This is a genomic window from Streptomyces sp. NPDC002817, assembly GCF_053592055.1.
On the sequence record NZ_JBSFUY010000011.1, the window covers coordinates 122,542 to 147,949 of the forward strand.

Consider the following 25,408-nt stretch of genomic DNA (forward strand, 5'->3'; position numbering starts at 1 on the left):
GTACACGCACCGCCGCTGGCCGTACGACGACCCGCACCCCTCCCCGGGGCCAGTCTCGAGACATCACCGGAACACACCACTAGGGAGATGACCCGAGATGCAGACCCTGGCGCACTGGGACGGCGGGCCCGGCCCGTGGATCCTTCTCTTCCCGCTGATCTGGGCGGCCGTCGTGGCCGGCGCCGTCACCGTCCTGCGCCGCAGCGGCCGGCGAGGCCGCCGCGGCCCGTGGCGTGCGACGGCCGACACCGGTCCGTCCGGTGACTCGCCCATCGCCATGCTCGGCCGCCGCTTCGCCTCCGGCGAGATCGACGAGGACGAGTACTGGCGTCGGCTGTCCGTCCTGGACGAGCAGTTCGGCCGCACGGGCAAGGGCGGTGCGGGATGACGACCACGACCGCCGTCCGGTCGGCCGCCCGGGTGGTCGACGCCGTGAAGGTCTACGGCACCGGCGACACCGGCGTGAGGGCCCTGGACGGGGTGAGCGTCGACTTCCCGGTCGGCCGCTTCACCGCGATCATGGGGCCCTCGGGCTCCGGCAAGTCCACCCTGATGCACTGCGCGGCCGGTCTCGACACGCTCACCTCGGGCACCGCCCACATCGGCGACACCGAACTGGGCTCCCTCGACGACCGCCGCCTCACCCTGCTGCGCCGCGACCGTGTGGGCTTCGTGTTCCAGGCGTTCAACCTGGTGCCCACCCTGACCGTCGAGGAGAACATCACGCTCCCCCTCGACCTCGCGGGCGGCAAGGGCGACCGCGAGTGGATCGACGCACTGGTCGACGTCGTCGGCCTGCGCGACCGCCTCCATCACCGCCCCTCGGAACTCTCCGGCGGCCAGCAGCAACGCGTCGCCGTGGCAAGGGCGTTCGCCGGCCGGCCGGACGTCGTCTTCGCCGACGAACCGATCGGCAACCTGGACTCCCGCTCCGGCGGCGAGGTCCTCGGCCTCCTCGGCCGTGCCGTACGCCAGACGTCCCGCACGGTCGTGATGGTCACCCACGACCCGGTGGCCGCCGCCCACGCCGACGAGGTCGTCTTCCTCGCGGACGGGCGCCTGGTCGACCGTATGACCGCACCGACCGCCGACAAGGTCCTGGACCGCATGAAGGCCTTCGACACCACCTCACCCCTCGGAGGGCCGTCATGAACGCCTCCGTCCGCCTGAGCGTGTCCTCCCTGCGTGCCCACAAGCGCCGCTTCGCCGGAACCTTCCTCGCGGTGTTCCTCGGTGTCGCCTTCCTGGCCGGCACTCTCGTCATGGGCGACACCCTGCGCGCCGGCTTCGACACGATGTTCGGCAGGGCGACCAGCGGCACGGACGCCGTGGTCCGCAGCGCCGACGCCATCACCACACCGGGCGAGAGCGAGGGCGTACGCCAGCCGGTCGCCACCGACCTGGTGAAGACCGTCGAGCGCGTCTCCGGCGTGGCGGCCGCCGCCCCCAGCATCCAGGGCGCGGGCCAACTGGTCGACGCGAACGGTGACCCCATCGGCGGGCAGGGTCCGCCCACCCTCGCGGGCAACTGGATCGCCGACCCCGAGCTCAACGCCTACCAGCTCGCCGAGGGCCGCGCCCCCGCCGAGTCGGGCGAGGTCGTCATCGACCGGAGCACCGCCAAGCGCGGCGACCTGAAGATCGGCGACACGACGACTCTGCGAACGCCGGACCCGGTCGAGGTGACGATCGTCGGCCTGGCGACCTTCGGCGGCGAGGACGGCATGGCCCAGGTGACGTTCACCGGCATGACGCAGGCCGACGCCGAGAAGTACCTCACCGCACGGCCCGGCGAGGCGGCCACCATCCAGGTGCGCGCCGGTCCCGGCGTCAGCCAGCAGGAGCTCGTCGACCGGCTGACTCCCGTACTGCCCACAGGAGTCGAGGCGATCACCGGTCAGAAGTCGGCCGACGAGAACACCGAGATGATCTCCAGCCAGTTCCTGACCATCTTCACCCTCTTCCTCCTCGTCTTCTCCGGCGTCGCCCTGCTGGTGGCGACCTTCTCCATCCACAACACCTTCGCGATCGTCGTCGCCCAACGCACTCGCGAGAACGCCCTGTTGCGCGCCCTGGGCGCCTCCCGCCGTCAGGTCACCGCGTCGACGCTCGTGGAGGCGACCGCGGTCGCGGTGACGGCGTCGCTCGCGGGTCTGGCGGGCGGCATAGGCGTGGCCGCGGGCCTCCAGGCGCTGTTCCCGGCGATCGGATTCCCGTTCCCCGAGGGCGACTTGGTGGTCAGCGCACTGTCCATGCTGCTGCCGCTCGCGGTCGGCATCGTGGTCTGCCTCGGCTCGGCTCTCCTGCCCGCCGTACGGGCGGGCCGCACCGCCCCCATGGCGGCACTGCGCGAAACCGCCGTCGACGCCTCGGGCGCCTCCGGCGTCCGCGCCGTCACCGGCATGGGCCTCGCCGCCCTCGCCCTCGGCGTGACGATCAGCGGGGTCCTCGTCTCCCCGTCCCTGTGGCTCGCGGGCACCGGTGCCGTCCTGGCTCTGGCCTCGTTCGTGGTCCTGGGCCCGGTCGCCTCCACCACCGCCGTACGCGTGCTGGGCGGCCCCCTCGACCGACTGCGCGGAGTCACCGGGGGCCTCGCCCGCCGCAACGCCCTGCGCAGCCCCAAGCGCACGGCCGCCACCGCGAGCGCCCTGATGATCGGCGTCGCGGTCGTCTCTCTCTTCACCGTGTTCGCCGCGTCCCTGAAGGCGACCATGGACCAGACCGTCTCCCGCTCCTTCGCGGGCGACATCGCGGTGAGCACCCCGGCGTTCGGCGCGGGCGGCAGCGGCCTGAGCCCTCGTCTGGCCGGCGCCGTCGACAAGCTCCCCGAGGTGGACACGGCCGTCGGACTCGGTCGCGGAGTCGCCGAAGTCGACGGCAGGGGAAGGGCGTTGACGGTCACCGACCCCCTGGCGCTGGAGCGCACCTTCGACCTGGGCGCGATCCGGGGCTCCCTGAGCGACCTCGGCACGGACGGCATCGCCATCACCGAGAACGAGGCCGAAAAGCAGGGGCTGAAGACCGGCGACACGACCCGGCTGACGTTCACCGACGGCAAGAAGGAGACCTTCACGGTCCGTGCCGTCTACGGCCGGTCCGAACTCGCGGGGGAGTACGTCATCACCCGCGCGGCCTGGGAACCGCACCGCACCCAGGACGCCGACACCCTCGTCGCCGTGTCGTTCAAGGACGGCGTGAGCACGGACACCGGCAAGGCCGCGGTGGAGAAGGTGGCCGAGCGCTACGGCAACCCCGAGGTGCAGACCCGGGACGAGTACGCGCAGTCCTCGGCGGGCGGCATCGACATGATGCTCACCCTGGTCTACGCCCTGCTGGCCCTGGCGGTCCTCATCGCACTCCTCGGCATCGCCAACACCCTGACCCTGGCGATCCACGAACGCACCCGGGAACTGGGCCTGCTGAGGGCGGTCGGCCAGACCCGCTCCCAACTGCGGGCCATGGTCCGCTGGGAGTCGGTCCTGGTGGCCGCGTTCGGCACGGCCGGGGGCCTGGCGCTCGGCGGGTTCCTCGGCTGGGTCCTGGTCAAGGCCTCCGACGGCGCGAGCGACAGCGACTTCGCCTTCGCGATGCCGCCGCTGCAACTCGCGATCGTGGCCCTGGTGGGCCTGGCTGCGGGTGCCTTGGCGGGCCTGCGCCCGGCCCGTCGCGCGGCACGCCTGGACGTACTGCGGGCGATCGCCACCGAGTGAGACAGGGGCTTCTGCACGATGTCACCGCCCGGTCAGCCGACAACGGCCGGCCGGGCGGGAGCATGTTCGGTCCTGAGAGCGTCGACCTCGGCGAACACCCGAGGTGTCTTCTCCGCGACACGCCGCGGAGGACGCCCCGCCCCGGCTTTCACGGCAGCCGGCGCGGAAAGCGCGAACCACACGACCTTGCCCGCCTCCCCGTCCGGCCGCACGCCCCAGCTCTCGCTGACAGCGGCCACCATGGCGAGCCCTCGCCCGCGGGTGGCGAGCGTGTCGGCTTCCAGGAGGTTGTCGGGCATGTCCTCCACGACCGGCAGACGCGGGTCGTGGTCGTGCACCGAGACCATGAGCCGGTCGAGGACCAGCTCGATCTCCACGGTGCACATCTTGTCGGGCTGGGCGTGCCGGTGGACGTTGGTCAAAAGCTCCGTCACACCGAGCGCCGCCCGGTCTATGAGGGGGTCGAGATGCCAGTAGCGCAACTGCGCAGAGACGATTCTGCGGACCTGGCCGATCCGCGACGGCAGGGCTTGGAGCTCCACCGTGCAGTGCCTGCTTGGGTGACTGATCACGGCTGCGACTCCCCGACTGAAGAGGTCCGGAAGAACACGGAGTTCGGATCGATCCAGCAAGGCGCCTGGTGAAACGGCTGCCTGCTGCCATGCCCGGCGGGCTGGTTCGCAGCGTTATCGCCGGTAAACCCAGAGTGACGTGAGAACAGCGTGACTCAGGGGGTGGGGTCCCGCAACTCGCGGTGCCTCACCCGTTGCGTCCCGCGGCCCTCCGTACGGCCTCGATGAACCGGCGTGCCGCGGGTGGACCCGGCTCGCCCGGCGCCGGGTCGTGATCGCCGAGGGTCAGCAGATACCGCTTGCCGTTGAGGTCGGCGAGTGCCCGGTCGTCGGCGGCGAACCAGGGTTTGGACGCCCGCACCGCCTGCACCGGTGCGCTGTCGATCTCGCTGCCGTAGCTGGTGAGCAACTCCAGCCTGCCGTCGCTGATCCGGACCTGTCCGGCCCGGGTGAGCGAACGCAGCCGCTTCCCGATCCGCACGCCCGTGGCCGTGAACTCCGGCTCCGCCATGCTCCCCGCCCCCTAGTGCGTTCTCGGTGTGCCGGCCCATGATCCGGCTCGTTACGTGATCCAGTGTGCGCCCCCGTCCGGGACCGGCGCGTCCCGTTCGGTGCAGTCTGCCCGCACCCGGCGTCGAGCACCAGTGCGCATGCGACCCCCGGTACGGGAGCCCGGAGCACTCGTCCGAATGCGCCCCCATGGCGCTGCGGAGCCCGGCCCCCAGGGTGGCCTTTGGGGTGCTCAAAGGTGTGTTTATGCAGGTGAGAAGCGTGCGGAAGGTGCATATGATCGATGCGTCGACGGCGCGATCCGCCGTCGGCGCGAAGCCTAAGGAGCCCCGCCGTGAGCACCCCCCAGCAGACCCGGACCGGCGCCACCCTCGACGTCGACCACAGCGACGCCGCCTACCGTGACTGGCTGAAAGAGGCCGTACGCAAGGTCCAGGCCGATGCCAACCGCTCGGCCGACACGCACCTCCTGCGCTTCCCGCTGCCGGAGAAGTGGGGCATCGACCTGTATCTCAAGGACGAGTCGACCCACCCGACCGGCAGCCTCAAGCACCGTCTCGCCCGCTCCCTGTTCCTCTACGGCCTGTGCAATGGCTGGATCCGGCCGGGCCGCCCGGTGATCGAGGCGTCCAGCGGCTCGACGGCCGTCTCCGAGGCGTACTTCGCCGGACTGATCGGCGTGCCCTTCATCGCCGTCATGCCGCGCACGACCAGCGCCGAGAAGATCCGCCTCATCGAGTTCCACGGCGGCCGGTGCCACTTCGTGGACGACTCGCGCAGGATGTACGAGGAATCGGCCCGGCTCGCGGTGGACACCGGCGGCCACTACATGGACCAGTTCACCTACGCGGAACGGGCCACGGACTGGCGCGGCAACAACAACATCGCCGAATCCATCTTCCGTCAGCTGGAGTTGGAGCGGTTCCCGGAACCCGCGTGGATCGTCGCCACGGCCGGCACCGGCGGCACCTCGGCGACCATCGCCCGATACGTCCACTACACCCAGCGCGACACCCGCATCTGTGTCGCCGACCCGGAGAACTCCTGCTTCTTCGAGGGCTGGACCACCGGCGATCCGGACGTCACCTGCGACTGCGGCTCCCGCATCGAGGGCATCGGCCGGCCCCGCATGGAGCCGAGCTTCGTGCCCGGCGCCGTCGACCGGATGATGAAGGTCCCCGACGCCGCCAGCGTCGCCGCCGTACGGGCACTGGAACAGGCCATCGGCCGCAAGGCGGGCGGCTCGACCGGCACCGGTCTGTGGAGCGCGCTGAAGATCGTCGCCGAGATGGTGGCCGAGGGGCGGCGGGGCAGCGTGGTGACACTGCTGTGCGACCCCGGGGACCGGTACCTCGACAAGTACTACTCGGACGCGTGGCTGGCCGAACAGGGTCTGGACATCCAGCCGTACGCGGCGGCGATCGAGTCGCTGCTCGAGACGGGCGTCTGGCCCTGCTAGGCAGCGATACGCCGGTCCAGTGCGGCGACCGCGCCCCGGAACGCCCGCCCCAGCCCGGCACGTCCGAGCTTCGCCACGAAGCGGATCGGGGCCGTGCCGTCGATGGCGAACGTCCAGCGCACCAGAGTGCCCGTTCCCGAGGGGGTGAGCCGCCACTCCTCGGCGAAGGCGTGGATGCCGGGGGTGTTCGCCACGTCGACGCGGTAGGCGTACACCTCGGGCTCCTTCGCCGCGAGGATCGTCTCCTGGAAGCGTCCGCCGCCCCTGAGCCGGATCTCGCGCGTCGAGCCGTCGCCGGTCGGTCGGGCGTAGGTGACCGCCGAGAACCACTCCGTCCAGCCCGGCACATCATCGGCGAGGGCCCGGTAGACGGCCTCCGGGCCGGCGGACATCTCCCGGGCGAAGACCATGCGCACGGGAGCGACCTCGATGAAGTCGAGCCCCACGGCGCGCAGTTGGTGAGCCACGGTCACACCCCCAGGTGACGACAGAGGGGTGACACCCTAACTGACGCCCGGTCAGCTGTCTGTGGCCCCACCGGGCTCACCGGCCACCACCAGCCGCCGCAGATGCTCGGCGACCTCCTCGCGCGCCGCCGTCGGCAGTCCCGCGTCCGTCACCAGCGTGTCGACCTGCTCCAGCGCCGCGAACGAACTCAGGCCCACCGTGCCCCACTTGGTGTGGTCGGCGACCACCACGACCCGCCGAGCCGACTGCACCAGACGGCGGTTGGTCTCCGCCTCCGCGAGGTTCGGCGTGGACAGACCGGCTTCGACCGATATCCCGTGGACCCCGAGGAACAGCACGTCGAAGTGGAGCGCCGCGATCGCCTGGTCGGCCACCGGGCCCACCAGTGAGTCGGACGGCGTACGCACACCGCCGGTCAGCACGACCGTGGCCGCACCCTGACGGGGGCCCGTGGTGCGCTGCGCCGCGTGGAAGACGTCGGCCACCCGCACCGAGTTGGTGACGACCGTGAGGTCCGGCACGTCGAGCAGATGGTGGGCGAGCGCGTACGTCGTCGTACCGCCCGAAAGGGCGATCGCGGAGCCCGGGGCGACCAGTTCGGCCGCCGCTCGCGCGATGTCCTCCTTGGCGGTCAGCTCCAGGCCCGACTTGGCCTCGAAGCCCGGCTCGTGCGTGCTCGCCTCGACCACCGGAACAGCGCCGCCGTGCACCTTCTCCAGGACGCCCTGCCGGGCGAGCGCGTCGAGATCACGGCGCACGGTCATGTCCGACACGCCGAGCTTGCGGGTCAGCTCGTTGACCCGGACGCCGCCGCGACGCCGGACCTCGTCCAGGATGAGGGCGCGCCGCTGCTCCGCGAGGAGGTTCTGATTCTCGCTCACGTACGCTCCGGTCCTTTCGCCTCAACCCGTCCGACACGCCCCGCACACCTGCTCCGACGAGGACATTCTCCCCGTTCCAGGTGCATGGACGCCCCATCCTCGCACGGCACGGTACCGGTCGCGCCACCGACCGTCACGACGCGCGCATGTCACTTCGGCCTTATCCTGCGCCCCGACCGTCACACAGAACGGGGAGATTCCGTGACGAGAGGTGTACGGCGCGGCCTCAGCGGAGATCCTTGAGCCCGCACCGACATATGCGGACGGCGCGTCACGGGGGAAGAGCGAAACAGTGGAACATGTGCAGGAACGTGCCTCGACGGGCGGGCCGGAGGGCTCCGCGCTGGAGCTGCTGGTCCACGGGGTGGGCGGTACGACGCCCGAGAAGATGCTCGACGATCCGCGGACGGTGCGGATCACCGGCGACGACACGGCGGCCGTGTTCCGGCGCGCCGAGGACGCCGGGACCGACAGCCCGCGGCGCGAGCCGGTGCCCGAGGCGTACGTCTGGTGCAACCTCACCTCCGGCAATGCCTCGCGCGCCCTGTGGCTGCTGCTGCTCCCGTTCATGGTGGTCAACCTCGCCCACTGGATGCGCCCCGCCGCCCGCGGCCGCACCCGCACGGTCCGGCTGTACGGGCTGCTGGTGCGGCTGGCGGGACTGTCGCTGACGGTGCTGCTGGTCGCGGCCGTCTGCGAGGTCGCCCTCGATCTCACCGCATGGCAGTGCGCGGGCGCACGCGCGTGTGCCGACCGGCACTCCTGGCTGGGCTTCCTGTCGCCGACCGTCTCCGACGGCGGCTGGTGGAGCCGCCCAGGGCGCAGGCTCGCCCTCGCCGCCCTGCTCCCCGCCGTGCTCACCTGCCTGCTGTGGTACCTGTCCCACCGCACCTGGAACGCCTACGAGTCGCAGGCGCCGATGTCCCGCCCGGCCGAGCCCGACGAGGACACGGCACGCACCGCCCTCGGCCGCCCCGGCTTCTGGTACGGACGCCGGCTGGTGGCCCGGCTGCGCGCCGCCCACACCGCCGCCGCCCTGCTCACCGTCGCCGCGGCCGTCGGCTCCGCGGCGGCCCGCTTCGACCGCCGTCCCGACGGACCCGCCCTGCTCGACGCGCTGGGCCGGCTCCTGATGGTGTCGCTGGCCGGCGGCGCGGTCATGGTCGTCTGGGTGGTCTGCCGCCGCGGCCGCAGCGAGAACCGCCTCGACCGGGAACTCGACGAGCATCTCGTACGACGTCTGCCGCTCGCCGCGCTCTGCCTGCTCGCCCTGACCATGCTGTACGCCGGCTGGGAGCGCCCGGGATGGGAGTCGCAGGGGCGGCTGCCGGGCGACGCCACGTTCGGCGGCATCGCCCTGGTCCAGGGACTGATCGTGATCGTCATGGCCGTCGTGGCCCATACCCTGCACCGCACCCACCCCGACCCGCGCGCCGCCATGCGCGGCCTGGGCGGTCCCGCCGTCGCGATGCTCGCCTGCGCCCTCGGCGGGGTGATGTCCGGCGGAGTGTCCCAGCGCGTGGCCGACTGGCTGGACGGCACCGGAACCACCATGACCGGACCACCCGTCCTGCTGACCTGGCAGGCGTCGGTGATCCCGCCGCTCATCGTCGTCCTGCTGGTGCTGTGCGGCTGGCTGGGACGGTGCACCTGGCGGCTGCGCCGCACCGAGCTGGCCGCCGTGGACACCGACTACCCGGACAAGCCCAAGGACCGCGCCCGCACCCGGCGTATCGCCAACGCCCGCGCGCTGGCCACGCTCACCGACCGGGCCCCGCTGATCGTCGCCGTCACCTCCGCCACGACCCTGCTCCTGGGCGCCGGCGCGTTGGTGGGCGCCCTCGCCACCGGCAGGACACCGGGCGAGGCGGCGGACCGGACGTACGCCGTCGTCCAGGGCGCCGCCGATACCGCGCAGGCGCTCGGCTCCTGGTTCATCGGGTTCGGCTTCATACTGTTCGTCACCTGGGGCCGGCGCGCCTACAAGGACCCCTCCGCACGCCGCACCATCGGCATCCTGTGGGACGTCGGCACGTTCTGGCCGCGCGCCGCCCACCCCTTCTCGCCGCCCTGCTACGCCGAGCGCGCGGTGCCCGACCTGACCTGGCGGATAGCCACCTGGACGCGCGCCACCGGCGGCCGCCTGGTGATCTCCGGACATTCCCAGGGCAGTGTCCTCGCCGCCGCAGCGGCCTGGCAGCTGACACCGGCCGACCGCAGGCGGGTCGCGCTGCTGACGTACGGCTCACCGCTCGAGCGGCTCTACGGCCGCTGGTTCCCGGCCCACTTCGGGCCGGCCGCGCTGAGCGCCCTGCACCACGACGTCGCCTGCTGGCGCAACCTGTACCGGCCCACCGACCCCATCGGCGGCCCGGTCCGGCTGTCCGGCGAGTGCGGCCCCGAGGTCGACCACGAACCCCTGAGGGACCCGCTGGCCTACGGCCGCACCGAGCAGCATCCGCTGCCCACGCCGATCCTGGGTCACTCCGACTACCAGGCCGACCCGGCCTTCGCTCAGGAGCGGACGAAGCTGCTGGGCCGACTGCGTCCGGACGTACCGGCGCCGCGGTAGCCGCTCAGGTCAGGGAAGTTCCGGCAGATCCTCCGCGTACAGCAGCGTCAGATCGTCCGTGCTGGGCTCAGCGACCTGGGCGACGCGGCTCGCGTGCCGCTCGACCATGGCCTCGAAGGTCTGGCGGGCGGTGCGGCCGTTGCCGAAGGCGGGGCCCTTGGGGATGGCCGTGAAGTACTCGAGGAGGGCTTCCGGCGCGCTCGACGCCAGTCGGTACTCGTGCTCGTCGGCCTGCTGCTCCACGATCCGCAGCAGCTCGTCGGGGGCGTAGTCGCCGAAGGTGATGGTCCGTGAGAAGCGGGACGCCACACCGGGGTTGACCGAGAGGAACCGCTCCATCTCGGCCGTGTAGCCGGCGACGATCACCACGACCGCGTCCCGGTGGTCCTCCATGAGCTTCACCAGGGTGTCGATGGCCTCCTTGCCGAAGTCGCGGCCGGAGTCCTCGGGGGAGAGCGCGTACGCCTCGTCGATGAACAGCACACCGCCGCGCGCCTTGTCGAAGGCTTCCTGGGTGCGGATCGCGGTGGAGCCGATGTGCTCGCCGACCAGGTCGACACGGGACACCTCGACGAGATGTCCCTTCTCCAGGACACCGAGGGAGGCGAGGATCTCGCCGTAGAGGCGGGCGACCGTCGTCTTGCCGGTTCCGGGGGAGCCGGTGAAGACCAGGTGCCGTTTGACCGAGGCCGCCTTGAGGCCGGCCTGCTGGCGGCGCCGGCCGACCTCGATCATGTCGGTGAGGGCCCGCACCTCGCGCTTGACACTGTCCAGGCCCACCAGGGCGTCGAGTTCACCCATGACGGCCTGGGAGGTGCGCGAGGGCTGCTCCGGCCCGGCGGGGGCGGCAGGCTGCTCCGGCTCGGTGGTGCGCTGTCCGGGGATCGCGCCGAGCAGACCGGGGGACTGGCTCGCCGTCTGCATGGCGGGCTGCGGGTCGGCCGACGGGCGCAGACCCGCGCTCTCGTCGCTCGTGCAGTCCTCGACGACCGGGCCGACGCCGGATCCCGTGTCCGGGCCGGCGTCCGCGAACTCGTACCCGCCCCGGGCGCACCGCTCCGTGCGGCACTTCCTGAGCGTCGTACGGGAGCCGTCGATCACATGGAAGCCGTAGCCGCCGCTGTTGGTGACGCGGCAGTTGAGGAAGCTGCCCCGGCCGCCCGCCGAGACGTAGAAGCCGGCCTCGGCGGGGGAGTCCACCGTGCACCGCTCGATCGTCGGGTCGGCACCCTTGGTGACGATCACGCCGGTCTGGGTGCCGTCCACCGTGCAGTTGTTGAGGGTGCCGCCGCTGCCGTGGTCGCGGAACCAGGCGCCGGTCGCCGCGTCCCGGATACGGCAGTCGTCGAGCTGCGCGGTGGCTCCGTCGCTCACCGACACCGCGGTGTTGCGCACCTGGAAGAGGTCGCTGTCGACGACGTCCGCGCGGGAGCCGCGGTCCAGGACGAACAGTGCGTCCGGCACGTCGTGCACCCGGCACGAGTCCAGCACCACGGTCGCCCCGTCGCTCACCCACACCGCGGGATAGTCGCCGGTGCTGTCGAAGATCTCGCACTGGTTGGCGTCCACGCGCGTGCCCGGATCCCACACCGACAGGCCGTTGCGACCGAACTGACGCACCGTCGTGCGGGTGAGGGTGAGGACGGAACGCGACCTGAGGTCCACCGCGTTCTCGGGGATGTCGTGGATGCTGCAGTCGGCCAGGGTCAGCACGGCGTCCGTGTCGAGCGTGACGCCGTCCCCGGTGGTGCGGTGCACATCGCAGTCGGTGAGGTGCGCGGTGGCCTTGTCGGTGATCTGGACACCGCTGCCACGGACCTCGTAGACCTCGCAACCCACCGCTTCCAGCGCGGAGTTCTCACCGGTCACCGACAGGCCCACGCCCGAGGCGTGATGCACTCGGCAGCGCTCGAGGCGGGGGTGGGCCCCGCCGCGGACCGCGACGCCGGCCTGACCGGCCGCCACGACCTCGCACTCCTCGAACACGCCGCCCCCGTCGTCGAGTACGGCGATGCCGATCCCGGCCGGGTTGTCGACGGTGCAACGCCGCACGGTCGGCCGGGCACCGCCGCGCACCTCGATCCCGGCCGCGGACCGGGTGACGATCCGGATGTCCGTGAGCTCCGGTGTGCCCTCCTCGACGAGGAGCGCCGGTGCGGCCGCGTCCTGGCCCTCCACATGCAGGTCCTGGACCACCGCCGAGGCGCGCACGGTCAGCGGCACTCCGTCGAGGGGCGCGATGCGCACCGAGCCGGGGGAGCCCTCGGGCCCGCGCAGGGTCACCGCCCGCTGGACGACGAGGTTCTCCCGGTAGGTGCCGGGGGCGACGATGAGGACGTCGCCGTCGGCCGCGGCCTCCAGGGCGGCGGCGAGCGATGCGTACTCACCCGTGCGGCGCCGCCACCGCGAGGTGCCGGTGTGCGTCACCTGGACCGTGCCCTGTGCCATGGCGTTGCCGTGCCCCCACTTTGCGGTACTCATGGCTCGCGGGCCGTCGGGACACCGGTACCGACGTCAAGTGCCCGACATCGGCACGTCCCTGCGGCTCGCTCGCTCGCGGGTTCGTGCTGCCGAAGAAGTTCGGCCGGTCCACCGTAGCGTGCGCGCAGGCGGTGGGTTGACCAGAGCCGGAAGGCTGTCAGCTGCCGGTGCCGGTCCTGCCCCAGTCCGGGCCCGCCCGGTCCCAGGCCTGGTCCCAACGGGCGTACCGGCGACGGACCATGCGCCAGACGATCAACCGGCGGGCGCTCTCGACGAGTCCGATGCCGAGCAGGGCCGCGCCGAACCCGGCGAGTACGGCATGTGTCGTGGCGGTCGCGGAGTCCAGCGGCCGGGCCACTATGTGGCCCTGGTCGTCCGTCCATATCGTGAAGTGGTCGCCCTGGTGCGGTTCCTTGAGGTTCGCCAGCACCGGGCCGTGCTGTGCGGTGCCGTCCGGCGCGGTCCAGTCGGCGAGGACACGGGTGCGCATCTCCCGCCCGGTGGAGGTCTCGGGGTCGGCGTCCAGCGGGGACCGGTCCAGCTTGCGGGTCACGGTCGCCGTCACCACATGACGGGTGACGCGCTGGTTGCGGACCGATTCCTGGAGGGAGTCCTGGGCGAGGCCGCCGACCACGGCGCCGGCCACCGGCGCGACGACCAGGATGAGCACCATGGCCGCGAGGGCGACCCAGGCCTCGGCCAGATCGGTCGCACGGCGCAGCGGATTGTGCCGCCAGCGCCAGAGCCCGCTCATCGCTCGCACCGTCCGCACCCCCTTCCCGCTCCGTGATAACCCCTGGCGGAGATGTTCACGCGCAGGCCCGGTCAAAGAGAGAGCGAAATCACCAGCCGGACCTCTCATGAACTTCTCACGATTATCAACGCGCGGTCCCCCGCGGTGGGTTCCCGCGCATCAGGCGTTGAGCGGGTCTCTACCGATCGAGGATCGTGACGGGGTCGCCGACCCGGATCGTGCCACGGGACCGGGCCACCAGGTTCTGCCCGAAGACCAGCTTTCCGCCCAGGCGCCGGTGGCGTCCCAGGGTGTGCAGAGGCTCCCTGCCGCGGGCGGCGGTGGACTGGTCGGTGGTGGTCACGACACAGCGCCCACAGGTCTTGGCCACCCGGAAGACGACCTCGCCGATCGCGAGCCGCGACCAGTGGTCCTCGGCCCAGGCGTGGGTGCCCGACACGACCATGTTGGGCCGGAACCGGTCCATGGGCAGCGGGCCCTCGTCGGCGTGATCACCCTGCGCGATCAGGGAGTTGAGGGTGTCGAGCGAGGCCGTCGTGGTGAGCAGCAGGGGAAAGCCGTCGGCGAAGGAGACGGTCTCTCCCTCGAGGGCGTACTCCGGGTCGACGGGCCTGCGTGTGGCGGGATCGTCCATGTGCACCAGACGGACGTCCGCGCCGAGATAGTCGCTGCACCAGGCGTGCACGGCCGCGTCCTCGGCGGGCACCGCCTCCACCTTGTCCCGGAAGATCGCCACCGGCACGGTGCCGACCGGGCGCGGCACGGGGACCTCCAGCGGCTCCATGCCGGGCGCGGACAGCCGGACGCCGCCGCCGGGCAGCAGCTCGGCGGCGGCAAGCGCGACACGCGGCTCCCGGCGTTGCGAGACGACCTTTCCCCCGTCGTCGATCAGCGCCCAGCGCCTGTCCCCGGCCAGCCCCCAGGGCTCCACGTCGGCCTCCCCGGGCGCGAGGCCCCGGAACGCCTTGACCGGATGGACATGAATCGACTGAAGCCGCGCATTACCCATGAACCCATCGTGCCAGCAGGCACGGACGGTCCAGGGGTCGGCTCAGTAGCCGCGGTACTGCTGGTTGTTGTACGGGTCCTGGTACGGAGCCGGAGCGGGGCGGGGAGCCGCGGGGCGCATCGCCTCGTAGCCCATGCCCTGCGCCGCCGCCGGACGGGGCTGCTGTGCCTGCGGGCCGGGATAGCCGCGCGGGGCGCCGGCCTGCTGCGGGATGTACGCGGCGGGCGCCTGCTGCAGCGGAGCCGGCTGCTGCGCCTGCGGGTAGCCGTAGGAGGGCTGGGAGGGACCCGCCGGGAGGGCGGGCAGTGCCGACGGCAGCGCGGGCAGGTTGCTGCTGCTCGGCATGGCGTACTCGGCCGGGACCCGGATCGGGGCGATCTGCGGGGTACCCCGCTCGGCCACGAGCGAGTCGTAGATCGGAGTGTCCGGGAAGGAGGCGGAGTAGTAGCCGCCGCCATAAGTGGAGCGGGGGGAGGTCATGGCACATAAGTTAAGCCCACGATGTGCTGGTTGGGGAGACCGATAAGAGGGTTGTTTTCCGTGTCGGCAGTGACCTCGGATCCCCAATGCGAGCGAAGGTGGGGAAAAGGGGCAGCGGCAGGGGTTCAGATCCCGTAAAGGCCGAGTTCCGGGCGGGTTACCGAGGGTTGGCGGGCGATCTTCCTGTGCATCGGATGGGAGTTCGCTGTCGCGGGGAATAGGTTGGCCCTGTAGAGAACCAATGGGCTGCCGGGACATGCCGGCGCGGTGACACGTGATGGGGGCGGACATGTCAATGTCGAAAGGGTCCAATGCTCCGGTGCCGACGACGGCACTGCGGGTCGAATTGGGCTGGAGTTCAGGACCGGGCGTACCCGACGCGGATGCCTCGGCGCTGCTCCTCGTGGGCGGAAAGGTCCGCTCCGACGACGACTTCGTCTTCTACAACCAGCCGGCGCACACCTCCGGCGCGGTCCGTCACGAGGGCAAGCAGAACACCGGTGGCCGAGTGGTCGACACACTTCTTGTCGACCTCGCGCGCGTGGAGCCCGCCGTCGAGACCGTGGTCCTGGCCGCCTCCAGCGACGGCGGGTCGTTCGGACAGGTGCCGGGCCTCTACATCGAGGTCAAGGACGCCGCCCAGGGCGCTGTGATCGCCCGCTTCGACAGCACCGGCGCCAGCGTCGAAACCGCTTTCGTCCTCGGCGAGTTCTACCGCCGCCAGGGCAACTGGAAGTTCCGTGCCGTCGGCCAGGGCTACGGCAGCGGGCTGGAAGGGCTGGCCACGGATTTCGGCATCAGCGTGGACGAACCGCAGCAGGCCGCCCCGCCCGCACCGGTGGCCCCTGCGGTCACCGCCCCGCCGGTGACCGTGCCGCCTCCACCGGCCGCCCCTCCGGCAGCCCCGGCGCAACCGGTCCGCCTCACCAAGGTCACGCTCACCAAGGCGTCCCCGTCGGTCTCACTGACCAAACAGGGCGGCACCTCGGGCGCGATGCGTGTGAACCTCAACTGGGAGGTCCGCAAGCAGTTCTCGGGCTGGGCGAGCAAGCTGGGCCGCCCGGTCGCGACGCACAACGACCTCGACCTGGACCTGTGCGCCCTGTACGAGCTCACCGACGGCAGCAAGGGCGTCGTCCAGGCCCTCGGCAACGCCTTCGGAGCGCTGCACCAGCCGCCGTTCGTCCACCTCGACGGCGACGACCGCACCGGCGCCGTCGCGAGCGGCGAGAACCTCACCGTCAATCTCGACCACAAGCAGGCCTTCCGGCGCATCCTGGTCTTCGTCACGATCTACGAGGGCGCACGCTCCTTCGCCGACCTGCACGCCACCGTGACCCTGCAGCCGCAGTTCGGCGCCGCGATCGACTTCTCCCTCGACGAGTGCACGGTCCCCTCGACGGTCTGCGCGCTCGCCCTGATCACCAACACCGGCTCCGACCTCGTCGTCCAGCGCGAAGCCCGTTACCTGGTGCCCGAGCGCGGGGTGAGCCCGCAGCGGACCGTCGACTACGCCTACGGCTGGGGCATGAACTGGACCCCCGGCCGCAAGTAGCGGGTCAGCCCTTGTCGGGCACCGTGTCCGGACGTGCGTAGGTGCGGCCCTTCCAGGCCACACCGCGCCCCCGGTAGTGCTGGACGGCCGAGTCGACCGTCATCAGGAGATAGAGGCACGCCGTGAACGGCAGCAGGGGAGCGAGCCACAGCGGCTGCCGGTAGTAGCGGAGCATCGGGAGGTACGTCGCCGTCATCACGAGCCACGCGAGCCCGCCGAGGACCGCGGTCGCCGTACTCCCCACGACGAGCCCCACCACCAGGGCCACGGGCGGCACCAGGTAGACCAGCGCGAGCCCGGCCACCGTTCCGCCCAGCAGTGGAAGACTGTGCCGCAACTGCGCGTACGCGCTGCGCGAGACCATGCGCCACAGGTCGTGCAGCCGCGGATAGGGCCGCACGCTGTCCACCCGCTCGGCCAGCCCCAGCCAGATGTGACCACCCCCGCCCTTGACCGCGCGCGCGAGCGCCACGTCGTCGATGACCGCGTGCCGGATCGCGTCGGGGATCCGCGCCCGCTCGGCGGTCTCCGTGCGCAGCAGTACGCAGCCGCCCGCGGCCGCCGCCGTCCGGGACCCCTTCTTCCCGATACGGCGGAAGGGGTACAGCTGGGCGAAGAAGTAGACGAAGGCCGGCACGACCAGCCGCTCCCACAGGCTCTCCACCCGCAGCCGGGCCATCTGCGACACGACGTCGAAGCCGCCGGTGCGCGCCGCCGCGACCAGGGCGCGCAGACTCGCCGGCTCGTGTGCGATGTCCGCGTCCGTGAGCAGCAGGTACTCGGGGTCACGCGCGCGTGCCAGGCCGATGCCATGGCGCACCGCCCAGAGCTTGCCGGTCCATCCGGCGGGCGGTTCGCCGGGCGAGCCCACAGTGAGCGGCAGGCCGCCGTACCGCCGCGACAGTTCCCGGGCGAGCTCCGCGGTGCCGTCCGAGCTGCCGTCGTCGACGAGGAAGACCTCGGCCGTCCCGGGGTAGTCCTGGGCCAGCAGCGACGGGAGGCTGGCGGGCAGGACGGCGGCCTCGTCGCGCGCGGGGACGACGACGCAGACGGACGGCCACTCGTCGGGTTCCCGCCGCTCGGGCAGTCTGACGTCCGTACGCCAGAAGAAGCCCTGGCAGAGCAACAGCCACAGCCAGGCGGCGAGGGAAGCGGCGGCGGTCCACGTCATGGCGCTCACTCGCGCAGTGTCCCCCACCGGACCGGCCCGCAAGGGCTCATCGTCTATCGTGGCCGGGTGAAGATCGCGCTCATGGACTCCGGAATCGGCCTGCTTCCAGCCGCTGCCGCGGCACGCCGGCTCAGGCCCGACGCGGATCTCGTCCTGTCCTGGGACCCCGACGGGATGCCCTGGGGGCCGCGCACACCCGAGGACATCACGGAACGGGCGCTGGCCGTCGCCGAGGCCGCCGCGGCGCACCGTCCCGATGTGCTGATCGTCGCCTGCAACACCGCGTCGGTGCACTCGCTGCCCGCGCTGCGGGCCCGTTTCGAGCCGGACCTGCCGATCATCGGCACCGTTCCGGCGATCAAGCCGGCCGCCGCGGGCGGCGGCCCGCTAGCCATCTGGGCGACCCCCGCCACCACGGGCAGCCCCTACCAGCGCGATCTCATCGAGCGGTTCGCCATAGGTGTGGACGTCGCCGAGGTGCCGTGCGCCGGGCTCGCGGACGCCGTGCACCATGCCGACGAGCCGGCGATCGAGGCCGCGATCGCCGCCGCCGCGGCACGTACTCCCGCCGACATCACGACCCTCGTCCTCGGCTGCACCAACTACGAACTGGTCGCCGAGCGCATCCGCGCGGCGGTGCAACGGCCGGGTAGGGCGCCGCTCATTCTGCACGGCACCGCCGGAGCCGTGGTCGCCCAGGCACTGCGCAGGATCGGCGAGCTGCCCGCTCCCGAGGCACCCGCCGACGGCGGTCTCACCGTGCTGCTCAGCGGACGTGAGGCCGAGCTGCCCGGCACCGCGCTGACGTACGAGGAAGGCCGCTTCCTCTCGGCGGTCAGCCCCGCCCGCTGACCGAGGGTGACGAAAGGGGCCCCGCTCAGTCCGCCGGCCCACTCACCCTCCGCCACGAGGTACCCGCGCAGCGAAACCTGAGTAACCTCATATGCATGAGGGACCACCCGCGCGGCGTGAACGCGCCGCATCCCGACGTCTGGACCGGACGCGCCACCAACCGGGTCCAGTGGTTGCTGGCGCTCGTCGGCGCCGCCTGCATGGCGCTCGGCATCGAGCTGGCCGTGGACTCGGCGTGGACCTCGAGCATCGCCCCGCTCGCCATGGCGGTCGTCGGGTGCATCGCGGCCGGCCTGCTCGTCCTCTTCGGCACCCTGGCGTTCGTGCATGTCGCGCTCAAGGTCGACGAGGAGTCCCTCGAGGTGCGCTGCGGCCACATGGGCCTGCCGCGCCGCCGCATCCTGCTGTCGAACGTGGCGGGTGCCGAGGTCGACCATGACGTCACCCCGCGCCACTGGGGTGGCTGGGGCTACCGCTGGCGGCCCGAGAAGGGCACCGCCGTCGTCGTACGCCGTGGTGAGGGCATCGTGCTGAGCCTGTGGGACGGGCACACGTTCACGATCACGGTGGACGACGCCGAGGCCGCCGTGCAGATCATCAGGGACCGGCTTCGCTCGCGCACGCACGGCACGGCGCACTAGGTCACGGAGCCGGTCGGTCGTCCCGGGAGCGGATCTCGTCCGTCTCGCGCCGTGCCGACTCGTCGGCCAGCGGGCGGGCCGTGGCCAGCCCCGCCAGGAGGCCGGCGCCCACCGACACCGTCGTGAAGCTGAGCGCGTTGCCGACCGCGGAGATCGCCGCGAGCGCGGTGAGGGCCGCACCCGCGGTGAGTGCGACCGGTGTGGGGCGTGGGGAGCGCCAGAGGGTGTAGAGAAGCCAGCAGAAGGCCGCGGCGAGCAGGATCACGCCGACGACGCCCTGTTCGGCGGCCTGCTGCAACGGCGCCGAGTGCGGTTTGCCGTCCGGCAGCAGCGTCTGGGCCGCCGTCGTGCTGAGCTCGCCGAAGCGGCCGGGGCCGACGCCCAGGGCGGGGTCCCCGTGCGCCATGTGCAGCGCGTCCTGCCACAGCTCGATGCGGTGCCGGGTCAGCTGGCCCTCCAGCGACACGGCGAGTCCCTCCGGAACCGCCTTTCCGGCGGCCGCCCAGGTCAGCCCGGTCACCAGGGCCGCCGTGAGGACGAGACCGGCGAAACCCGCGCCGCGGTGGTGTTGCATACGGCTCGCGGCGAGCGAGCACAGCAGCACCGCGGCGCAGGCGACGCATCCGCTCGCCGAACCCAGGACGGCGGCGGTCACCACGATCCCGACGGCCGACGCCCGCAACACGAGCCGCCAGACCGGCGCCCGCACGGCCCACGCGGCACAGCACACGGCGCCCGTGGACAGGGTCAGCACGGCGGCGGTGGAGCCGGCGTGGCCCAGGGGTGCGGCGATCTCGGGCCCGGCGGAGAGATGGGGAGCGGCGGCGGTGAGGCCCACCCCGGCGGCCGCCGCCGTACAGAGGGCCGCGACCGGCAGGATCGCTCCGCAGATCCGTCCCGCCGCATAGCCGGCGGCGACGGCGAGGACGGCGAGGAGCACGCCCTCGGGACGGCCGTGGTGCACGGCCGCCGTGATCAGGGACCAGGTGGCGCAGGCCCCGAGCACCACCACGCCCGTCGCGTCCGAAACGTTTCGTCTGTCGCCGTCCTCGGCCTGACCGGCCGCAGACGTCATCCCCGTGGACCCCACCCGACCCCCCGAACCGGCCGCCCCCGCGACCTGTGCCGGGCCCCCGCCGTACGGCCGCCTGACCGGCGGTACGACAAAGGCTCCGGCACACGGTAACGGCTGATGGACGGTTTGTGGACGAGTTGCGCAGGAAGGATGCGTCAGGAGCGTTCACCGGAGCCCTGCGCTGCCGTACGGACCGCGCTGTCGGCGCCAAGGTCGACCGCCGTACACTCCCGGAGTGACCGTCACCGCAACATCCGTGGACGAGTCGGACCAGACGCCGCCGGCCGCGCCCGCCTCGCGCACGGCCCGCCTCGCGCGCTTCGTCCCGGCTCTCGCCGCCGCCCTCTCCGGAGTGCTGCTCTACGTCAGCTTCCCGCCGCGCACGCTGTGGTGGCTCGCCCTCCCGGCGTTCGCCGTCTTCGGCTGGGTACTGCGTGGCCGCAGCTGGAAGGCGGGTCTGGGCCTCGGCTACCTCTTCGGCCTGGGCTTCCTGCTGCCGCTGCTGGTGTGGACCGGCGTGGAGGTCGGGCCCGGCCCCTGGCTGGCCCTCGTGGTGATCGAGGCGGTCTTCGTCGCGCTGGTCGGCGCGGGTATCGCGACAGTGTCGAAGCTGCCCGGCTTTCCGCTGTGGGCGGCCGCCCTGTGGATCGCCGGAGAGGCGGCACGCGCGCGCGTGCCGTTCAGCGGCTTCCCCTGGGGCAAGATCGCGTTCGGTCAGGCCGACGGCGTCTTCCTCCCGCTTGCCGCGGCGGGCGGGACCCCGGTGCTCGGCTTCGCGGTCGTCCTGTGCGGCTTCGGGCTGTACGAGGCCGTCCGGCTGGGGGTGGAGAAGCGCCGCTCCCGAGAGGTGCGACGGTCGGCTGCCGTGGTCGCCCTGCTGAGCGTGGCCGTTCCCGTGGTGGCGGCCGTCGCCGCCCGCCCGCTGGTGAGCGACAAGGCCGAGAACGGCACCGTCACCGTCGCGGCCATCCAGGGCAACGTGCCCCGCGCGGGCCTCGACTTCAACGCCCAGCGACGGGCCGTGCTCGACTACCACGCGCGCGAGACCGAGCGGCTTGCCGCCCAGGTCAAGGCCGGCAAGATGTCCAAGCCCGACATCGTGCTGTGGCCCGAGAACTCCTCCGACATCGACCCGTTCGCCAACGAGGACGCGCGCGCCGTCATCGACGCCGCCGCCAAGGCCATCGACGCGCCGATCTCGGTCGGCGGAGTCGTCGAGCGGGACGGCAAGCTCTACAACGAGCAGATCCTGTGGGACCCGGTCAAGGGACCGACCGACACCTACGACAAGCGCCAGATCCAGCCGTTCGGCGAGTACCTCCCGCTGCGCTCGCTCATCGGGGCGATCAACAGCGACTGGACGTCCATGGTCCGCCAGGACTTCAGCCGCGGCACCGAACCGGGCGTGTTCACCATGGCCAATGCCAAGGTCGGGCTCGTCACCTGCTACGAGGCGGCCTTCGACTGGGCCGTGCGCTCCGAGGTCACCGACGGCGCCCAGCTGATCTCCGTGCCCAGCAACAACGCGACCTTCGACCGCAGCGAGATGACCTACCAGCAGCTCGCCATGTCCCGGGTCCGCGCCGTGGAGCACAGCCGGACCGTCACGGTGCCGGTGACCAGCGGCGTCAGCGCGATCATCATGCCGGACGGGAGGATCACCCAGAAGACCGGCATGTTCGTGGCCGACTCCCTCGTCCAGAAGGTGCCGCTGCGCTCCTCCGAGACACCGGCCACGAAGCTCGGCATCCTGCCGGAGATGCTGCTGGTGCTGGTCGCGGCCGGCGGACTGGGCTGGGCGATCGGTTCGGGCCTGCGCAACAGGCGGGCGGGATCTGCCGGTTAGGGTCGGCGTATGCCAACTCCTGACTTCATCCGTGAGATCCGGGCCTCCGCCGGGCACCAGCTGTTGTGGCTGCCCGGCGTCAGCGCCGTCGTCTTCGACGACGAGGGGCGGGTCCTGCTGGGGCAGCGCGCGGACAACCACGAGTGGACGGTGATCTCGGGCATCCCCGATCCCGGGGAGCAGCCCGCGGCCGCTGCCGTCCGGGAGGTCCACGAAGAGGCGGGCGTGCACTGCGTCGTCGAGCGGGTCGTCCTCGTCCGGTCGGGGAAAGAGGTCGTCTACCCCAACGGCGACAAGTGCCGGTTCATGGACATCACCTTCCGGTGCCGGGCCGTCGGCGGCGAGGCACGGGTGAACGACGACGAGTCCCTCGCGGTCGGCTGGTTCGAGGTGGACGCGCTGCCCCCGATGGGCGAACGCCAGATGTTCCGGATCAAGCAAGCACTGTCCGATGAACCCACATGGTTCGAGCCCATGAGTTCCGAATGAAGTGTGGGTGCTGACCACATGGGGTCAGTCAGGGGCGCTGCCTAGGGTCGAGCCATGACCCCGCCCAGCGCCCTCTCGGCCCCCCACGCCTCCCCGCTCGACCTCGGCGGCCGCACCGCCCTCGTCACCGGTGCCGCCGGTGGCATCGGCCGCGCCTGCGCGCTGCGGCTCGCGGCCGCCGGGGCGAAGGTGAGAGCGGTCGACCGGGACGCGCGGGGGCTGGAGGAGCTCGCCGACGGGGCCCTGAACCTCGCGGGCGCCATCGAACCGCACGTCCTCGACCTGACCGACCTGGACGCCGCCGAGCTCGCCGCGGCCGGCACCGACGTCCTGGTCAACAACGCCGGGCTCCAGCTGGTGCGCCCCATCGAGGAGTTCCCGCCCGACGTCTTCCACACCGTGCTCACCGTGATGCTGGAGGCGCCGTTCCGGCTCATCCGCGGCGCCCTGCCCCACATGTACGGGCAGGGGTGGGGCCGGATCGTCAACGTGTCCTCGGTCCACGGGCTGCGGGCCTCGGCGTTCAAGTCGGCGTACGTGGCCGCCAAACACGGCCTGGAGGGGCTCTCCAAGACGGCCGCCCTGGAAGGCGCGCCCCACGGCGTCACCTCGAACTGTGTGAACCCCGCCTATGTGCGCACCCCCCTGGTCGAGAAGCAGCTCGCCGACCAGGCGCAGGCGCACGGCATCCCCGAGGAGCGCGTCCTTGCCGAGGTGCTGCTCCAGGACAGCGCGGTCAAGCGGCTCATCGAGCCCGAGGACGTCGCCGAGGCCGTGGCGTATCTGTGCGGCCCGCAGGCGTCCTTCGTGACCGGCACGTCCCTGGTGATGGACGGGGGCTGGACGGCGCACTGAGCCGCACCCCGGCGGGTTGTCCACAGGGCTGACGAGGTGACGGTGCGATGAGGAATCCTGTGAGCATGTCCCGCGATCACGTGCAGTCCGCCGAGCGCCCCGCCGGCAGCGCCGAGGCACCGTTCCTCGAGCTGCTGGCCAGGGGCGCATCCGCCGACGCCTACGAGCAGCCGGTGCTGGTCGCCCGCGCCGAGGGCCGGCCGGCCGAGCGGATCGCCGCGCTGGAGCAGGCCAAGCCGGTCGCGCTGCGCGTGCGCTCGGAGCTGGAGGGACGGCGCCGCCGCGAGGCCGAACTCTCCGCCCTCTTCGAGACCGCGCACGACCTGGCGGGACTGCGCGACCTGGACGCCGTACTCCAGGCGATCGTGCAGCGCGCCCGGTCACTGCTCGGCACGGACGTCGCCTACCTCAGCCTGAACGACCCGGCCCGCGGCGACACCTACATGCGCGTGACCGAGGGCTCGGTCGCCGCCCGCTTCCAGCAGCTGCGGCTCGGCATGGGCGAGGGGCTCGGCGGCCTCGTCGCCCAGACGGCCCGGCCCTACGTCACCGACGACTACTTCAAGGACGAGCGCTTCCAGCACACCCGCACCATCGACGGCGGCGTACGGGACGAGGGCCTGGTCGCCATCCTCGGCGTGCCGCTGATGCTGGGGCACCACGTCATCGGGGTGCTGTTCGCCGCCGACCGGCGGGCCCGGGTCTTCGAGCGGGAGCAGATCGCCCTGCTCGGCTCCTTCGCCGCCCTGGCGGCCGCCGCCATCGACACCGCGAACCTGCTCACCGAGACCCGCTCGGCCCTCGCCGACCTGGAGCGGGCCAACGAGATCATCCGCGACCGCAGCGGCGTCATCGAGCGCGCCTCCGACGTCCACGACCGGCTCGCCGAACTCGTGCTGCGCGGCGGCGGGGTGCACGACGTGGCGGCCGCGGTCGCCGAAGTCCTCGACGGCAAGGTCGAGTTCACCGAGGCCGTCACCACGCCCGCCGAGGCACTGGAAGCCTCCCGGGCCGAAGGACACGCCGTACGGCACGGCGACGACTGGATCGCGGCCGTCGCCGCCGGCGGCGAACTGCTCGGCGCCCTCGTGCTGCACGGCCACCCCGGACTCGACCCCGTCGACCAGCGCACCCTGGAGCGCGCCGCGATGGTCACCTCGCTGCTGCTGCTCGCCAGACGCTCGGCGGCCGAGGCCGAGCAGCGTGTGCGTGGCGAACTCCTGGACGACCTCCTCGACGCCCGCGACCGTGACCCGCGCCTGCTGCGCGAACGAGCCTCCCGGCTGCACGCCGACCTCGACGCCACCCATGTCGTCCTCGCCGCCCGTCTCGACGGCACCGCGGCCGATGCCGAGCAGGAGGCGGACGCCCGCAGACGTCTGTGGTCCGCCGCCTCCCACCTCGCGGCGACCCGGCACGGACTGGCCGCCGCCCGCGACGGCGGCACCGTCCTGCTGCTGCCCCTGAGACCCGGCGACACCGCGACCGCCCTGGCCCGCCGCACCGCACGCCACCTGGGCACGGCCGTCCACGAGGCCGTCACCGTCGGCGCATCGGGCCCGGTCGAGGACCTGGCCACCCGCCCGGACATCGTGGCCGCCGCCTACGAGGAGGGCCGCCGCTGCCTCGACGCCCTGCGGCTCCTGGGCCGTTCCGGCGACGGGGCGGCCGCCGAGGACTTCGGGTTCCTCGGTCTGCTCCTGGCGGGCGACCGGGACATCACGGGGTTCGTCGACCGCACCATCGGCCAGGTCGTCACCTACGACGAACGACGCGGCACCGATCTCCTGCGCACCCTCGACGCGTACTTCTCCTGCGGCATGAGCCCGGCCCGCACCAAGGACGAACTGCACGTCCACGTGAACACGGTCGCCCAACGCCTGGAGCGCGTCGGCCGCCTCCTCGGCGACGACTGGCAGAGCCCCGCACGCGCCCTGGAGATCCAGCTCGCCCTGCGTCTGCACCGGTTGTCCGCACCGACTCAGCGCTGAGTGCGCGCATCGGCACGGCATCGGCCCCCGCACGCAT

The 25,408-nt window shown here is 72.2% G+C and carries 22 protein-coding genes; 12 read left to right on the top strand and 10 right to left on the bottom strand.

The features are described from left to right. Window positions 1-97: 97 nt before the first annotated feature. Genes ACWD3I_RS22375 through ACWD3I_RS22385 form a run of 3 tightly spaced genes read left to right on the top strand, consistent with a single transcriptional unit; the run spans window position 98 to window position 3,710 of the window. Window positions 98-388 (top strand): SHOCT domain-containing protein, encoded by a 291-nt coding sequence (locus ACWD3I_RS22375; RefSeq protein ID WP_365392673.1) that lies wholly within the window; start codon window positions 98-100, stop codon window positions 386-388. Continuing rightward, window positions 385-1,152 carry an ABC transporter ATP-binding protein gene (locus ACWD3I_RS22380; protein ID WP_365392671.1) on the top strand — a complete coding sequence of 256 codons (768 nt, stop codon included), beginning with the start codon at window positions 385-387 and terminating at the stop codon, window positions 1,150-1,152. Before ACWD3I_RS22375 ends, ACWD3I_RS22380 begins: the two co-directional genes overlap by 4 nt. Next, window positions 1,149-3,710 carry an ABC transporter permease gene (locus ACWD3I_RS22385; protein ID WP_365392669.1) on the top strand — a complete coding sequence of 854 codons (2,562 nt, stop codon included), beginning with the start codon at window positions 1,149-1,151 and terminating at the stop codon, window positions 3,708-3,710. Before ACWD3I_RS22380 ends, ACWD3I_RS22385 begins: the two co-directional genes overlap by 4 nt. Window positions 3,711-3,742: 32 nt before the next feature. On the opposite strand, the gene ACWD3I_RS22390 is transcribed toward ACWD3I_RS22385, so the two are convergent. Both ACWD3I_RS22390 and ACWD3I_RS22395 read right to left on the bottom strand, forming a co-directional pair. After that, window positions 3,743-4,282 carry an ATP-binding protein gene (locus ACWD3I_RS22390; protein WP_365392666.1) on the bottom strand — a complete coding sequence of 180 codons (540 nt, stop codon included), beginning with the start codon at window positions 4,280-4,282 and terminating at the stop codon, window positions 3,743-3,745. A gap of 187 nt (window positions 4,283-4,469) precedes the next feature. After that, on the bottom strand, window positions 4,470-4,793 hold the full coding sequence (locus ACWD3I_RS22395; protein ID WP_046258139.1) for a hypothetical protein: 324 nt from the start codon (window positions 4,791-4,793) through the stop codon (window positions 4,470-4,472). A gap of 333 nt (window positions 4,794-5,126) precedes the next feature. Between ACWD3I_RS22395 and ACWD3I_RS22400 the strand changes: the two genes are divergently transcribed. Then, entirely contained in the window at window positions 5,127-6,251 is a 1,125-nt protein-coding gene (locus tag ACWD3I_RS22400; RefSeq protein WP_365392663.1) for an L-cysteine desulfhydrase Cds1, read from the top strand. On the opposite strand, the gene ACWD3I_RS22405 is transcribed toward ACWD3I_RS22400, so the two are convergent. Both ACWD3I_RS22405 and ACWD3I_RS22410 read right to left on the bottom strand, forming a co-directional pair. Next, a complete protein-coding gene (locus ACWD3I_RS22405; protein ID WP_365393222.1) occupies window positions 6,248-6,718 on the bottom strand; it encodes an SRPBCC family protein in 471 nt (156 codons plus the stop codon). The genes ACWD3I_RS22400 and ACWD3I_RS22405 overlap by 4 nt on opposite strands. 51 nt (window positions 6,719-6,769) lie before the next feature. Next, complete coding sequence (locus tag ACWD3I_RS22410) at window positions 6,770-7,600, bottom strand: DeoR/GlpR family DNA-binding transcription regulator (protein WP_365392660.1); 831 nt, start codon at window positions 7,598-7,600, stop codon at window positions 6,770-6,772. A gap of 292 nt (window positions 7,601-7,892) precedes the next feature. Between ACWD3I_RS22410 and ACWD3I_RS22415 the strand changes: the two genes are divergently transcribed. Further along, window positions 7,893-10,172, top strand: coding sequence for a hypothetical protein (locus tag ACWD3I_RS22415; protein WP_365392658.1), 2,280 nt, complete (start codon window positions 7,893-7,895; stop codon window positions 10,170-10,172). A gap of 9 nt (window positions 10,173-10,181) precedes the next feature. Here the strand turns inward: ACWD3I_RS22415 and ACWD3I_RS22420 are convergent, their stop codons facing one another. From ACWD3I_RS22420 to ACWD3I_RS22435, 4 genes are all read right to left on the bottom strand, one after another. Beyond that, a complete protein-coding gene (locus ACWD3I_RS22420) occupies window positions 10,182-12,620 on the bottom strand; it encodes a right-handed parallel beta-helix repeat-containing protein (RefSeq protein ID WP_365393219.1) in 2,439 nt (812 codons plus the stop codon). 190 nt (window positions 12,621-12,810) lie between these two features. Beyond that, the gene (locus ACWD3I_RS22425; protein ID WP_365393216.1) at window positions 12,811-13,416 is read right to left on the bottom strand and encodes an Rv1733c family protein; all 606 of its coding nucleotides are present in this window, start codon (window positions 13,414-13,416) and stop codon (window positions 12,811-12,813) included. Window positions 13,417-13,585: 169 nt separating this feature from the next. Beyond that, window positions 13,586-14,416: an MOSC domain-containing protein gene (locus tag ACWD3I_RS22430; RefSeq protein WP_365392655.1), complete on the bottom strand. Its 831-nt coding sequence runs from the start codon at window positions 14,414-14,416 to the stop codon at window positions 13,586-13,588. A 42-nt stretch (window positions 14,417-14,458) separates the two neighbouring features. Then, a complete protein-coding gene (locus ACWD3I_RS22435) occupies window positions 14,459-14,896 on the bottom strand; it encodes a DUF6643 family protein (RefSeq protein WP_365392652.1) in 438 nt (145 codons plus the stop codon). Window positions 14,897-15,191: 295 nt separating this feature from the next. On the opposite strand from ACWD3I_RS22435, the gene ACWD3I_RS22440 reads away from it, so the two are divergent. Further along, the gene (locus tag ACWD3I_RS22440) at window positions 15,192-16,451 is read left to right on the top strand and encodes a TerD family protein (protein WP_365393213.1); all 1,260 of its coding nucleotides are present in this window, start codon (window positions 15,192-15,194) and stop codon (window positions 16,449-16,451) included. Between the two features lie 4 nt (window positions 16,452-16,455). On the opposite strand, the gene ACWD3I_RS22445 is transcribed toward ACWD3I_RS22440, so the two are convergent. Further along, the gene (locus tag ACWD3I_RS22445; protein WP_365393210.1) at window positions 16,456-17,622 is read right to left on the bottom strand and encodes a glycosyltransferase; all 1,167 of its coding nucleotides are present in this window, start codon (window positions 17,620-17,622) and stop codon (window positions 16,456-16,458) included. A 66-nt stretch (window positions 17,623-17,688) separates the two neighbouring features. On the opposite strand from ACWD3I_RS22445, the gene ACWD3I_RS22450 reads away from it, so the two are divergent. Continuing rightward, window positions 17,689-18,474 carry a glutamate racemase gene (locus tag ACWD3I_RS22450; RefSeq protein WP_365392649.1) on the top strand — a complete coding sequence of 262 codons (786 nt, stop codon included), beginning with the start codon at window positions 17,689-17,691 and terminating at the stop codon, window positions 18,472-18,474. A gap of 95 nt (window positions 18,475-18,569) precedes the next feature. Then, window positions 18,570-19,115, top strand: a complete 546-nt coding sequence (locus ACWD3I_RS22455) for a hypothetical protein (protein ID WP_365392646.1) — start codon at window positions 18,570-18,572, stop codon at window positions 19,113-19,115. A 1-nt stretch (window position 19,116) separates the two neighbouring features. Here the strand turns inward: ACWD3I_RS22455 and ACWD3I_RS22460 are convergent, their stop codons facing one another. Then, window positions 19,117-20,190 carry an O-antigen ligase family protein gene (locus ACWD3I_RS22460; RefSeq protein WP_365392644.1) on the bottom strand — a complete coding sequence of 358 codons (1,074 nt, stop codon included), beginning with the start codon at window positions 20,188-20,190 and terminating at the stop codon, window positions 19,117-19,119. 235 nt (window positions 20,191-20,425) lie between these two features. Here ACWD3I_RS22460 and lnt point away from each other — a divergent pair, with 235 nt between their 5' ends. The 4 genes from lnt to ACWD3I_RS22480 all read left to right on the top strand — a co-directional run bounded on the left by lnt (window position 20,426) and on the right by ACWD3I_RS22480 (window position 25,371). Continuing rightward, window positions 20,426-22,036 (top strand): apolipoprotein N-acyltransferase, encoded by a 1,611-nt coding sequence (lnt, locus tag ACWD3I_RS22465; RefSeq protein ID WP_365392641.1) that lies wholly within the window; start codon window positions 20,426-20,428, stop codon window positions 22,034-22,036. Between the two features lie 9 nt (window positions 22,037-22,045). Then, window positions 22,046-22,525 carry an NUDIX hydrolase gene (locus ACWD3I_RS22470; protein ID WP_365392638.1) on the top strand — a complete coding sequence of 160 codons (480 nt, stop codon included), beginning with the start codon at window positions 22,046-22,048 and terminating at the stop codon, window positions 22,523-22,525. Between the two features lie 54 nt (window positions 22,526-22,579). After that, on the top strand, window positions 22,580-23,380 hold the full coding sequence (locus ACWD3I_RS22475; protein ID WP_365392635.1) for a 3-hydroxybutyrate dehydrogenase: 801 nt from the start codon (window positions 22,580-22,582) through the stop codon (window positions 23,378-23,380). 65 nt (window positions 23,381-23,445) lie between these two features. Continuing rightward, window positions 23,446-25,371: a helix-turn-helix domain-containing protein gene (locus ACWD3I_RS22480; RefSeq protein WP_365392633.1), complete on the top strand. Its 1,926-nt coding sequence runs from the start codon at window positions 23,446-23,448 to the stop codon at window positions 25,369-25,371. The last annotated feature ends 37 nt before the right edge of the window (window positions 25,372-25,408 follow it).